Origin of the sequence: Paraburkholderia sp. UCT70 (genome assembly GCF_050434085.1) — a bacterium.
In the GTDB taxonomy this organism is placed as follows: Bacteria; Pseudomonadota; Gammaproteobacteria; order Burkholderiales; family Burkholderiaceae; genus Paraburkholderia; species Paraburkholderia tuberum.
Window position 1 is genome coordinate 866,309 of the sequence record NZ_JBNPVZ010000002.1, and the last position, 13,279, is coordinate 879,587.

The 13,279-nt window shown below is 62.7% G+C and carries 9 protein-coding genes; 5 read left to right on the plus strand and 4 right to left on the minus strand.

The window, feature by feature from the left end; translation table 11 throughout:
• Positions 1–4: 4 nt before the first annotated feature.
• Entirely contained in the window at positions 5–349 is a 345-nt protein-coding gene (locus tag OKW41_RS06255; protein WP_429571893.1) for a BON domain-containing protein, read from the minus strand.
• A gap of 655 nt (positions 350–1,004) precedes the next feature.
• Here OKW41_RS06255 and OKW41_RS06260 point away from each other — a divergent pair.
• Both OKW41_RS06260 and OKW41_RS06265 read left to right on the plus strand, forming a co-directional pair.
• Positions 1,005–2,561 carry a methyl-accepting chemotaxis protein gene (locus OKW41_RS06260; RefSeq protein ID WP_429445514.1) on the plus strand — a complete coding sequence of 519 codons (1,557 nt, stop codon included), beginning with the start codon at positions 1,005–1,007 and terminating at the stop codon, positions 2,559–2,561.
• Between the two features lie 72 nt (positions 2,562–2,633).
• Entirely contained in the window at positions 2,634–3,734 is a 1,101-nt protein-coding gene (locus OKW41_RS06265) for a lactonase family protein (protein ID WP_429571894.1), read from the plus strand.
• Between the two features lie 568 nt (positions 3,735–4,302).
• Here the strand turns inward: OKW41_RS06265 and OKW41_RS06270 are convergent.
• Genes OKW41_RS06270 through OKW41_RS06280 form a run of 3 tightly spaced genes read right to left on the minus strand, consistent with a single transcriptional unit; the run spans position 4,303 to position 10,148 of the window.
• The gene (locus OKW41_RS06270; RefSeq protein ID WP_429571895.1) at positions 4,303–5,811 is read right to left on the minus strand and encodes an efflux transporter outer membrane subunit; all 1,509 of its coding nucleotides are present in this window, start codon (positions 5,809–5,811) and stop codon (positions 4,303–4,305) included.
• A 29-nt stretch (positions 5,812–5,840) separates the two neighbouring features.
• On the minus strand, positions 5,841–6,980 hold the full coding sequence (locus OKW41_RS06275; protein WP_429571896.1) for an efflux RND transporter periplasmic adaptor subunit: 1,140 nt from the start codon (positions 6,978–6,980) through the stop codon (positions 5,841–5,843).
• 18 nt (positions 6,981–6,998) lie between these two features.
• The gene (locus OKW41_RS06280; RefSeq protein WP_429571897.1) at positions 6,999–10,148 is read right to left on the minus strand and encodes an efflux RND transporter permease subunit; all 3,150 of its coding nucleotides are present in this window, start codon (positions 10,146–10,148) and stop codon (positions 6,999–7,001) included.
• 87 nt (positions 10,149–10,235) lie between these two features.
• Between OKW41_RS06280 and OKW41_RS06285 the strand changes: the two genes are divergently transcribed.
• From OKW41_RS06285 to OKW41_RS06295, 3 genes are all read left to right on the plus strand, one after another.
• Positions 10,236–10,895, plus strand: coding sequence for a TetR/AcrR family transcriptional regulator (locus OKW41_RS06285; protein ID WP_429571898.1), 660 nt, complete (start codon positions 10,236–10,238; stop codon positions 10,893–10,895).
• Positions 10,896–11,219: 324 nt separating this feature from the next.
• Complete coding sequence (gene pdhA, locus OKW41_RS06290; RefSeq protein ID WP_429571899.1) at positions 11,220–12,308, plus strand: pyruvate dehydrogenase (acetyl-transferring) E1 component subunit alpha; 1,089 nt, start codon at positions 11,220–11,222, stop codon at positions 12,306–12,308.
• A complete protein-coding gene (locus tag OKW41_RS06295; protein WP_429571900.1) occupies positions 12,301–13,278 on the plus strand; it encodes an alpha-ketoacid dehydrogenase subunit beta in 978 nt (325 codons plus the stop codon). Before pdhA ends, OKW41_RS06295 begins: the two co-directional genes overlap by 8 nt.
• Position 13,279: the final 1 nt, after the last annotated feature.

The following is a 13,279-nucleotide window of genomic DNA, read 5'->3' on the forward strand; positions in this document are numbered from 1 at the left end:
CGTATCATTGCGGCCTGAGGTGCAGATCGTTGCTCACGGATTGCACCCCCGGCACGCCGCGCGTCACGGCAAGCGCTTTCTGAATCTGTGCCTCCGAATCCACGTATCCTGACAACTGCACGACGCCTCGGTACGTCGCGACGCTCATCGGCAAGGGTCTCAGTTCCGGGGTCGCGACGAGCGCCTGCTTCACCCGGGCGGCGAGCGCAGCGTCATCAGTGGCGATCTTCCCCGCCGCGGTCAAGGGCGGCGTCACCGTGGACTTACAGCCGCTGGTGAACACGAACGCTGGCAATGCGAACGCCGCGACGATCAGCAATCGGCTTTTGATGTATGGCGCGTTTCGCATGTCGGCTATGAAATCCTGATTCGATAAGCGCTAAATGGTCGGCTGAAAAGCGGGCCGAGTGGCGAAGGGATACGGCGCATCTCGGCTTACAAGCTACCTGTATTGGCAGGGCAACCCTTCGCGTCGATTTGGCGAGGCGAATCAGGCGTAGCAATTGCGCAGGTACGAGAGAACGAGTATCTGACTATCGCCATTGCAGTTTCCCACGAACTGCATACGTTAGCCGAGGACGGTATCTGAAGAAGTTTTCCCATGTCTGAGCCTGTCAATCCTCCCAATACCCGGGCGAGCGGGTTTCAAGGTGTCACGCGGACGGTGCTTGAACGCATACCAATGTCTGGCAGTGATCGCGAACTTGTGCTGTCCGAGGTGACCTATCCACCGGGTAGCGCAGCCCCGCTGAACCACCTGCGATCACACGCTCGGCAGGCTGAGCCGAATGACCGCAGCGCGTCAGGCTGCTTCGGGGCACGGGGTACCGCACTGTCATCGGTCCGCTGGTCAAAGCGCCGCACGGGGGCAACGAAGACCCTTGAAGCGCTCCACCAGAAGTCTGATGTCCCGGCATAAAGTTTATCTGCATGCCCATTTTCTAAAGAGATCGCGGAATCTGCCGATAAAGAGGTCATCGTACAACACCGGGTTGAAAAGCGGCATGAGAAACGTATCGGTTCGAAATAGTCTCCTGACTGTCTTCCTGATCTTTGCGGCGATGATTTTGCTGGGCGGCGTGATCGGTGTCGCCACGCTCAGCCGCGCGAATGCCAATCTCAACCGCATCCATCAGATTGCGACGCAGGAAATTCTCGTCAACGACGCATACAAGGACTCCACACGCACTCGAGCCGCGTTGACACGAGCCTACTCAGCTCTAAAGGAGCGCAACGACGAGACGACGCGAGACTCGGCATTGAAGAGCGCCGAAACGACGATGAACCGGGCGGCTGCGGAAACCGAGTCGTTTCGAAGCGCCGCCGTTTTTCGTGGCCAGGACGACGGGTTGAAGCAGCAGTTGATCGAATCGTCAGTCAACCTCGCCGCGATTCTGAAGAAAGCCTCCGATGCTCTGCGTGCCGGCGATACGAACGCCTACGCCGCTATCAACGATCACGACATTACGTCAACCGGTGTGGCGTATTCGGTGAATGTCGAGAAATTCCAGAGCATGGCTAACACGTTGTCGAACGATGCCATCGCGCAGGTCGATCGCGAATATACGTGGGTCGTCAGCCTGGTCATTTTCGGAGTGAGCGCGGCGTTGGTCCTGATCGTCGCTGCGCATTTCGCGCTGCGGCGCATCGTAACAACTCCGCTGAACGACGCCGCCAATCTGCTCGATCGAATCGCGGCGAATGATCTGACAGCGCGCATCCCCGAGGCGAGCGGCAACGAGATCGGTCAGCTATTCGCGGCGATGCAGCGGATGCAGCGTGGTTTGGCTCAGACAGTGGCGAACGTGCGCAACAGTTGCGAGGCCATTCACGGCGGCGCGCGCGAGATTGCCGCGGGCAATGTGGATCTGTCGAGCCGCACAGAGCAGCAATCAGCGGCACTGGAAGAAACCGCGGCCAGCATGGAGCAATTGACGTCCACCGTCAAACAGAACGCGGATAACGCGCAGCAGGCAAGTGCACAGGCTTCGAGCGCAGCCGATGTCGCCGAGCATGGCGGCGAAGTGGTCGAGCGCGCCATCCAGACAATGAATTCAATCAGCCAGAGTTCGCGGAGGATCGCCGAGATCACCGGGATGATCGACAGCATCGCGTTTCAGACCAATATCCTTGCGCTGAATGCGGCGGTCGAATCGGCACGGGCCGGTGAGCAGGGACGCGGCTTCGCCGTGGTCGCAAGCGAAGTTCGCAGTCTAGCTCTGCGCAGCGCGGACGCCGCCCGAGAGATCAAGGCCTTGATCGGCGCCTCGGTCGAGGACGTGGCTAACGGCAATAGTCTGGTCGCGCAGGCGGGTCAGTCGATGAAGGAGATTGTTAGCGCCGTGCGCGGCGTGGCCACCATCATGAATGAAATCAAGGCAGCAACGATCGAGCAGAGCACGGGCATCGAACAGGTCGGCCAGGCGGTTACGCAGATGGACCAGGTGACTCAACAGAATGCGGCACTCGTCGAAGAAGCCGCCGCTGCCGCGAGCGCGCTCGAACAGCAGGCGCAGTCAATGACGAATGCAGTCTCGGCATTCCGCCTCGCCGCGCAATAGAAGCTCCGATTGACCGACGCAAAACGCTGGTCGATTCAGACAATCTAAACCGTTTCTAGCTGGGGTATGAACATGAACGTTAAAGGCGTGCTGGGCGCCACCGCAATTCTGATTTTCGGTGCTTCCGTCTCCGGCATGTCACAGGCCGCGACGTATGCATATGTATCGAATGCAGATAGTCAGGATATCTCGGTTTTCAGTCTCGACAAGTCGAACGGCTCGCTTGCGCCCGTGGAGACTGTGTCTGTCGGTGCAACGGTGATGCCGATGGCGTTTTCGCCGGATCACCTTCGGCTCTACGCAGGACTGCGCTCGAAGCCTTATCGCGTGGTGAGCTTTGCGGTCAATCCGCTCGATGGCCGGCTGATCGAACTCGGCAGGGCGCCGCTTGCGGATAGCATGGCGTATATCTCGACGGACGCAAACGGCCGTTACCTCTTTTCCGCGTCATATGGCGGCAATCTTCTGGCGGTGAACCAGGTCGGCGCGGATGGTGTGGTCGGCAACGTACAGCAGACCGTCAAGACCGGCCCGATGGCTCATGCGATCCGCAACGCTCCGGACAACCGTTTCGTATTCGCGTCGGTTCTCGGCGCGGATGCCTGGCTTCGTCTCAAGTTCGACGCCTCGAATGGGCAGTTGACGGAGGACACCGCGCCCGCCTATTCGTTGCCGCCGAAATCGGGACCACGTCACTTCGTATTCTCGCCGGATCATCGCTTCACGTACCTGATTGATGAACTCGACGGCAAGCTGCACGTACTCGCCTTCGATAGCACCCGCGACACCGTCAAGCCGGTCGAAACAGTCTCGATCCTGCCGCCCGATTTTTCCGGCGGCAATCCGTGGGGGGCCGATCTCCACCTGACCCCGGACGGGCGATTCCTGTTTGCATCGGAGCGCACATCGAGCACGCTCGCGGCGTACCAGGTGAACGCTGCCTCTGGCAAGCTGACGCGTATCGGTACATATCAGACCGAAAAGCAACCGCGTGGATTCAATATCGATCCGTCCGGCAAGTACTTGCTGGCTGTCGGGCAATTATCGACGAGCCTTAGCGTTTACAACATCGATCGTAAGACTGGCAAGTTGAGTGCGATCGGACAGTATCCGGTCGGCAAGGGCGCGAACTGGGTTGAACTCGTGGAGTTTGATGGCACAAACGCCGATTGAGGGTTGATTCCCGGATCGCCGTGCGGTGAGCATGGCGTTCCTGATTCGGCTTTCACTGGGCGCCACAATTTGCGTTTTGTCGGCGGTGATGCGTCCGCGACGTTCCAAGAGCTTCGAGCTACAGCTGATTTCACAAAGCCCGGCAAAAATACGCATAACTTCGACGGCTCCGAAATTCGAGGGCTTTGATTAGCCGTCTGACGTCAGCTTCGATCGCGGTACCGGCTACGACAGACACCGCGATTATGCAAAGCATACGAGGCCAGTTAGTCGAACCGCCTCGGCAGATTTCGCGGCTTTCCGAGGCAACTTTGCATAATCACGAGCTTTGCATAGTCGGCCAATCCGGCCATTCGAGAAGCCATGATTTTGCGTGGCAGCGAACGGCCGCTATAGAGAAGGTCGACCCTCCACTTACGGCCACTCTGAACCACTCGAACCGGATTTGCCAGCGGTCTGCTTGCGGGCCGACAGGATGACAATCCGAGCCGTCCGGAATGGCTTGCCAGGACCATGACTGTGCCGCATGGTTCCGGGCGACGGGAGGGCATGCCCGCGATGAGGATCATTAGCCGCGGTCACGCACCACATCGCTGCGGTTCCACCATCCGCCGCCGACAGCCTGAAAGAGTGCGACGGTATCGGAATACCGGGTGGCCTGAGTCTGGACGAGGCTGATGCGGGCCTGCTGGTACGTCCGCTGCGCGTCGAGCAGCGCAAGATAGCTGATCGCGCCAACGTGGAACTCGCGCTGGGACACAGCGAGGCTGTCCGCCGCCACCCGCTCGGCTGCTGCCTCGGCCACCACTGCGTCCGCATCTGATTGCAGCGCTCGCAACGCATCAGCCACGTTCTGAAACGCCGAGATGACGGTGTTGCGATACTGCGCCGCTGCTGCATCGAAAGCGTCAATTGCGGCGCGGCGCCGGTGCAGCAACGTTCCACCTTCGAAGAGGGGCTGCGTGAGTCCCGCTCCCAGGTTCCAGATCGCGCTTCCCGGCGAAAACAGCGCATCGTTGGTCTCGCTGCCATAGGCGGCGCTGAGCGTGAGTTGCGGCAACATATTGGCGGTGGCGACGCCGATCTCTGCGCTTGCGGCGTGCAGTTGCGCTTTCGACGCGCGAATGTCCGGACGCTGCTCGACGAGTGTCGACGGCAGGCTGACCGGCAACGTGTCGGGCAACTGCAGCGACGCGAGATCAAACGTCTCGACCAGCTCGTCACTCGGGAAGCGGCCAAGATAGGCCGTGAGCTGATTGCGGGTCAGCGCCAGTTGCTTTTGCAGCGGCGGCAACTGCGCGCGTGTTTGCGCCAGCGTGGCCGCCTGCGCGAGTACCGCCGCATTGGCGACGGCGCCGATCGCGAATTGCCGTTTCAATCCCGCGAGTTGCTGCGTCTCGATGTCGACGATCTCCTCTGTGGCTGCAATCTGCGCCCGCAACGAAGCCTCCTGTACGGCGGCCGTGGCGACGTTCGACGTCAAGCTCAGATAGCTCGCCTCGAGTTCGAAGCGTTCGTACTCGGCTTGCGCGGCGAGCGATTCGATCTGCCGGCGCGTACCGCCCCAGATATCGAGCAGGTAGGTGACGCTCACCGAGGCGTTGTTGAGCCTGAAGACCGGCACCGTGGTCGAGATCCCGAACGGCGAGCCCGAAATCCTCTCGCGAGCAGTCGAGATGTCCGCACTCACCGTCGGGAACAGCGCCCCTTGTGCTGCGTAAAGCGCTTCGTTGGCCTCGCGAAGGGTGGCCTGCGCCGCCTGCAGGCTCGGGTTGGCCTCAAGCGCACGTTCTACGAGTGCGTTCAGCGCAGCCGAGTGGAATAGCGTCCACCATTGCCCCGGAATGTCGAGAGCTTGCACGAAACGCTGCGCCTCGCCGCCGTGGACGTCCGACGCGACGGTTCGCTCCGGCAGCGGCTCCCGCGTATAGCCGCTGACCTGCGGCGGCCCGGGTGGCGCGAAGTCAGGTCCGACTTCGCAGCCGCCAAGCAGCGTCGCCGCCGAAAGCGCCGCGCAGGCGGCGCTGCGGCAACATGCTGCCCGGGGGTGACGCGCAAAGCCGGGGTTCGATGTCATTGCTGCGCGCTCCTCATGTTACGGGCCGTTTACGAAGGCTTCGCCGCAACCGGTTTCACGGCCATGCCGGGGCTGAGCTTGAGGAGATTGCCGACAACGACCGAATCGTCCCGAACGACGCCCTTCCTGACCGCAACAAGTGGCCCGTAGTCCGAGCCGAGGGTCACGTAGCGCTGCTCGACCCGCTTGTCTGCGCCGACGACGTAGACGTATTTGCCAAGCTGGTTGGAGCCGACGGCCACTTGTGGCACCAGCAGCGTGTTGGGTGCGTCCGCGACGTGCAGGCGCACGCGGATGAATTGCCCCGGCAGCAACGTGTGATCCGGGTTCTCGACGGTCGCGCGCGCGGTGATGGTGCCGCTGCTGCGCCCCACGTTGTTGTCGAGAAACGTGAGCCTGCCACGGTACTGCGGGCTCGCGCCCTGACCGACGATGACCTCGGCCGCGATGGTCCCCTTCGCCTGATCCTGCTGGATAGTGGCGAGATCGGTGTCCGGCGGATTGAAGGTGGCATAGATCGGGTCGAGCTGCACGAGGGTGTTGAGCTGGGTCCCCGTGCTGCTGATGAGCGCACCTTCATGCACCTGACTCAGGCTGAGACGCCCGGAGAACGGCGCGCGGATCTTCGTAAAGTCGAGATTGAGCAGCGCCGTCTCGATGAGCGCACGATCCGCCGCGAGTGCGGCCAGGTCCTGATGCTCGGTGCTCGCGGACTGCTGCAGCGTATCGATCGACACGTCTCCCGTCTCGCTCATCAGCGTATTGCGGCGATGGCTGGCGATGGCATATTCGAGCGCCGCCGCATCCTTTGCCGCCTGCGCCCTCGCCTGATCGAGCGCCGCCTGATAACTGCGCGGATCGATCTCATACAGGAGTGTGCCCTTGCTCACGTCCGAGCCATCGGACACCCCCTGCTTCGCGAGGTAGCCGGTCACCTGCGCCTGAAGCGTGACGGTGCGGATCGCGTCCGTGGTGCCGACATATTCGAGGTAAACCGGCACGGTATGCTCGACCACCTGGGTTACGGGCACCTCGGTGGGGGCGGCCGGGTCCGGCGCGGGCGGGCTGCCGGTAGCCTGTCGCGCTCCCCCACCTGTGAACGACAGGACGCAGACGACTACGGCGATCGCCAGGCCTGTGGCTACAAGGCGAAGTTTGCCGACTCTCATTGCGCCGTTGCTCCCCGATCAATCCCCGGACGCCGCCTCGCCGCCATCGCGAGGCGCGCGACCGATACGTTTGAGCACGGCCTCACGCAAGTGCTCGATCACCGTGTAGAAGATCGGCACGAATCCCAGGCTGAGCAGGGTGGCGGCGAGCATGCCGCCTACCACCGTCGTCCCGATCGACCGGCGGCTCGCGGCGCCCGCGCCGGCGGCGATCATCAATGGGACGGCGCCAAAGATGAACGCGAACGCGGTCATGAGGATCGGGCGCAGACGCAGGCGGGCCGCCTCGGTCACCGCCGCGACGATATCGAGGCCGGCTTCGCGGCGCCGCTTGGCAAATTCGACGATCAGGATCGCGTTCTTCGCCGCCAGCCCGATCAGCAGGACGAAACCAATCTGCGCATAGATGTCGACCTGCATGTGGCGCAGCCACAGCAGCCCCAGCGCGCCGAACAGGGCTAGCGGCACCGTGAGGATGATGGTGAACGGCAACGTCCAGCTCTCGTATTGCGCGGCGAGGAACAGGAACACGAAGGACAGCGCGAGCGCGAAGACCATGCCCGCGACCGAGCCGGCCTGCAGCTCCTGATAGGTAATGCCCGTCCAGTCATAGCCGAAATCCGCCGGCAAAACGCGCGCCGCGCGCTCCATCGCCGCGATCGCCTGGCCCGAACTGTAGCCCGGCGCCGCACTGCCGGTGATCTCCGCGGCACCGTAGAGGTTGTAATGAGGCACCGTGTCCGGCCCCACCGTCGGTTCGAGCCGGCCGAGCGTGCCCAGCGGCACCATGCTTCCCGCGGCGTTGCGCACGTAGAGCCGTGACAGGTCGCTGCGGTTCCCGCGGGCGTTGTCGTCGGCCTCGAGCAACACCTCGAAGGTGCGGCCGAACAGCGTCACATTGTTCACGTACAGCGAGCCGAGATAGATCTGCATCGTATTGAACACATCGCTCAGGTTGAGCCCGAGCAGCTTCGCCTTCACGCGGTCGAGATTGAAATCGTATTGCGGCGTCGACGTGTTGTAGCTGGTGAGCAGGGTGCGCCGCTCGAGTTCAGGCTGTTGCCGCGCCTGGGCGAGAAAGGCCTGGGTCGCCTCGCCGAGTGCGGCACTGCCCCGGCCGCTCAGGTCCTCGATTTCGAAATCGAAGCCGCCGAAGGTGCCGAGGCCGGCAATAGTCGGTGGAATCAGTGCAAGCGCCACCGCCTCCGGAATCTGATTGAGCTTCGGCTGTACCGTGGCGATGAGGTTGGCGACGCTCTGCTTCGCACCTCGCTCGTCCCACGGCTTCAGGATCACGAACTGGGCCGCACTGTTCGACGTCGTGCTGCGAGTGATGAAATTCAGACCGCTGATGGACAGCACGTTCGCCACGCCGGGCGTCGCCCTCAGGATCGCGCGGGTCTTCTCCACCACGGCTTCGGTGCGTTGCAGCGAAGCGCCGTTCGGGAGTTGCGTAATCACATAGAAATAGCCGGGATCTTCAACCGGCAAAAAGGCGGAAGGGATCGTCGAATGGAGCAGCCAGGTCACACCCAGGCCACACGCGAAGACCGCCAGCGCGAGCCAGCGCAGCCGGATCAAGCCGCGCAGCGAATTCGCGTAGTGGTTGCGCGCCCAGTTAAAGCCTTGATTGAACTTGCGAAACAGGATGAACCGTGGCGGCCTGTCCCGTCGCAACAGCAACGCGCAGAGCGCCGGACTGAGCGTCAGGGAATTGAACGCCGAGAGCGCCACCGAAATGGCGATGGTCAACGCAAACTGATTGTAGAGACGGCCCGTCACGCCCGGCAGGAAGGCGATCGGCACGAACACGGCGCCGAGCACTGCCGAGGTGGCAACGATCGGCCCCGTCACTTCCCGCATCGCCGCCTTGGCCGCGGCCATGGGCGTAAGCCCGCTCTCGAGTTGGCGTTCGACATTCTCGACCACGACGATCGCATCGTCGACGACGAGGCCGATAGCGAGGACCATGCCGAGCAGGCTGACCGTGTTCAGCGAAAAGTCGAGCACCAGCATGATCGCGAGGGTGCCGATGAGCGCCACTGGAATGGCGATCATCGGAATGAACGTGGTCCGCCAGCTCTGCAGGAACAGGAACACGACGCCCAGCACCAGCAGCAGCGCAAAGGTCAGCGTCTTCATCACCTCGACCATCGAGGCGGACACGAACATGGTGGTGTCGTAGGTGATGCCCCACGCCATCCCTTTCGGGAAGCGCTTTGCAAGCGTCTGCATCGTGGCCTTGACACGCTGGTCGAGGTCGAGCGCATTAGCGCTCGGCAACTGGAAGACGGCGAGCAGCGCCGCCGGGTGTTCGTTCACAGAGGCGCTAGAGGTGTACTGAAGTGCGCCCAGATCGATGCGCGCCACGTCGCGCAGATACACAGTTGCGTCGCTCGCCGTGCCGGCGCGCAGCACGATATTGCCGAATTGCTGCGCGTCCGCCAACTGGCCGTGGGTGTTGATCTGGTATTGAAACGTCGTGCCCGACGGCGCCGGCGCCTCGCCGAACTTGCCTGCGGCGACCTGCACATTCTGCTCGGCGATCGCATGCTGGACATCGGTGGCTGTCATGCCGAGCGCGGCGAGCTTGTTGGGGTCGAGCCAGATGCGCATCGAGTAGCGGCGTTCGCCGAAGATCGTGACATCGCTCACGCCGGGCAGGCGCTTGAGCGAGTCGACGAGCTGGAGATAAGCGTAGTTGCTGAGGGTGACAGGATCGATCGAGCCGTCTGGCGAATAGAGATTCACCGCCAGAACAAAGTTCGGGTTCTGCTTCTGAATGGTGATGCCGGCCTGATTGACGATGCTGGGAAGTTGCGCTGTCGCCTGCGAGATGCGGTTCTGCACGTCGACCGCGCCGATGTCGACGTTGTAGCCGACGTTGAACGTGACGGTGATCGTGGACGTGCCATCGTTGGCACTCACCGACGACAGGTAGCTCATACCCGGCACGCCGTTGATCTGCTCTTCGAGCGGCGCGGTGACGGTGTCCGCCACGACCTGCGCGCTCGCACCCGTATAGGTCGACTTGACCAGAACCTGTGGCGGCGTGATCTGCGGAAACCGCTCCACCGGCAGGTTGAACCAGGCAATGAGCCCCGCGAGCACCATGATGATGGCGATCGACGATGCGAAGATCGGACGCTCGATAAAGAAATCGACCATTGACCTCGCCCCGAGTCCCAGGTAGCTTGACGGAAACGCGCCGGTATAGTTTCCGCCGTCGGTAGACATTGTCAATAGGCCTGGATCGTGACGCGCGAAACACAGACTCAACCTATCCGATCAGGCGGGCGTCCTACGCTGCGAGAGTCCGAAATTCGTCTGCAGCGCCTGCTCAATGTTGCGCAGCGCCATTTTCTTGCCGCTGGATATCGCGAGACCAGCCTTGAAGCCATCGCGCGAGAGGCGGGTATTGCAAAAAAAACGCTGTACGATCGATTCGGCAGCAAGGCAGGCCTGTTCAGCGCAATCGTCGAGACGCTGCGTCGTTCATGGATCACGCAGCTCGGCGATATCGTGCTCGATGCGCGCCGTCCAGAGCACGTCCTCGAGAAGGTCGCGCTCCATCTGCTGGATGTGTGCACGCGGCCTGACATGATCGCATTGCATCGCCTGCTTCTGATCGAGGCCTATCGTTTTCCCGAACTCATCAGCGGGTATTACAACAAGGCGGGTGGACTACGCGGCATGGAGCCGCTTTCGGACTATCTTCGTTCGGCAGTCGCCGATGGCGCATTGCAACTCGATGACGTTGCGCTGGCTACCGAGCAGTTTCTACACCTGGTACTCGGCGGGGTCCGCGCGCGACTGCTGCTTGGCGCCACCAGGAGGCGCCCCAGCGCATCGGAGCGCAACAGAATCGCGCGTGAGGCGGTCCGCATCTTCCTCGCTGGATGCAAGGTGCTCTGAGCGAGCGCGTTCCGGTCTTCGTCCGATTCTGCCCGGCCGATATTCGCCTGGAGCGGCCGCGGCCGGCGGGATGCCGGCCCAATTCCCGTCTGCTTCCGGGGCCGCGCAACCGGCCACCCGCTGCTGCATTGCGACAATCGGGCGTTCGTATTCCTGGTTGCCGTGCTGCGTGTGGTTGAGGCCGCGAGGAATTGGCCCCCCGTACGTGTTTCCCTTGCCTAAACTCAAGTTGGTACGCGCCGAACTCTGACGGCACAAGCGCGGTAGCGCTCGCGCGCGAACTCCGGCACGTATTTGAAATCTGAAAGAACATGGGGGGCGGACATGACGACGGCTGTCAGCTTTCATATCGGCTATACGCAATACCTTGGCCCCGATGGCGAGCCTGTCCAGTCATTGCCAGCCTTCGCACGTGACCCGGCGGCGCTGATTCCGCTCTATCGCGCGATGGTGCTGACACGGGCGTTCGACACGAAGGCGGTCGCCCTGCAGCGTACCGGCAAGCTCGGCACCTTTGCGTCGTCGGTTGGCCAGGAGGCGATCGGTGTCGGTGTCGCCAGCGCGATGCAGCCCGACGACGTGCTGTTCCCTTCGTATCGCGATCACGCCGCGCAATTGCTGCGCGGCGTCACGATGACGGAAAGTCTCCTGTATTGGGGCGGCGACGAGCGCGGCAGCGATTTCAGCGTGCCCCGTAACGATTTTCCGAACTGTGTGCCGATCGGCACACAGGTGTGCCATGCGGCCGGCGCAGCCTACGCGTTCCTGCTGCGTCACGAGCCGCGCGTTGCGGTGGCGATCTTCGGCGACGGCGGCACATCCAAGGGCGATTTCTACGAGGCGATGAACATGGCCGGCGTCTGGCAGGCGCCGCTTGTGCTCGTCGTCAATAACAACCAGTGGGCGATTTCGGTACCACGCAACCACCAGAGCGCTGCGCAAACGCTCGCGCAAAAAGCGATCGCTGCAGGAATAGAGGGGCTGCAGGTCGACGGCAACGACGTGATCGCCGTGCATCACGTTGTCCACGCGGCGCTCGCCAAGGCTCGCCGAGGCGATGGCCCGACGCTGATCGAGGCGCTCAGCTATCGCCTTGGTGATCACACGACGGCCGATGACGCGACGCGCTATCGCGACGCCGAGGTCATCGGCAAGCAATGGGAATACGAACCGCTGCTTCGTTTGCGCACCTACCTGATGCACGTGAACGTCTGGACCAAGGCGCATGACGAGGAACTCGGGAAGGCGTGCCGTGCGCAGGTCGAGCAGGCCGTCGACGCGTACCTTGCGATACCGCCTCCGGGCCCATCCGCGATGTTCGATCACCTGTATGAGGCGTTGCCCCCAGCGATGCGTGAGCAACTGGCGATGGCGCAACGTTTCGCGCCGGCTAAGGGGAGCGGCGATGGCTGACCTCAACATGGTCGACGCCCTCAATCAGGCGCTCGCATATGAACTGGCGCACGACCCTGCCGTTGTGCTGCTCGGAGAGGACATTGGCGTGAACGGCGGCGTATTTCGCGCGACCGTCGGGTTGCAGACGCGCTTTGGCGCTCAGCGGGTGATCGACACGCCGCTGGCCGAAACCGCCCTCGCCGGCTGCGCGATCGGCATGGCGGCGATGGGCGTTAAGCCCGTTGTGGAGATCCAGTTCGCCGGGTTTGTCTATCCGACCATCGATCACATCCTGAATCATGCGTCGCGTCTGCGGCATCGAACGCGCGGACGATTGACGTGTCCGCTCGTGATCCGTGCGCCATGCGGCGCAGGCATTCACGCACCAGAGCACCATTCCGAAAGCCCTGAAGCGCTGTTCACCCACATACCCGGGCTGCGCGTCGTGACGCCGTCGTCGCCAGCACGCGCGTACGGCTTGCTGCTGGCGGCGATCCGGGACCCGGACCCGGTGATCTTCTTCGAGCCGACGCGGCTGTACCGGCTCTTCAGGCAGCCGGTGGAGGATGACGGCGAAGCGCTGCCACTCGACAGTTGCTTTACGTTGCGCGATGGGGCAGACGTCACACTGGTGGGCTGGGGAGGCGCGTTGCAAGACGTGCAGGCCGCGGCCGATCTGCTCGCGCAGGAAGGCGTAATGGCCGAGGTGATCGACGTGGCGACGCTCAAGCCGCTCGACATGAACACCATTCTCGCGTCGGTGGCGAAAACCGGACGCTGCGTGATCGTGCATGAGGGCTCGCATGCCGGAGGGGTCGGCGCGGAGATCGCCGCCAACATCGCCGAGCGCGGACTGTACTCGCTGCTCGCACCGGTGCAGCGCGTCACCGGTTACGACGTGGTGGTGCCGCTGTACAGACTCGAGAATCAATACATGCCAGGCACTGAGCGCATCGTTGGCGCGGTCAGGCAGGCGCTGGAAGCGTAGG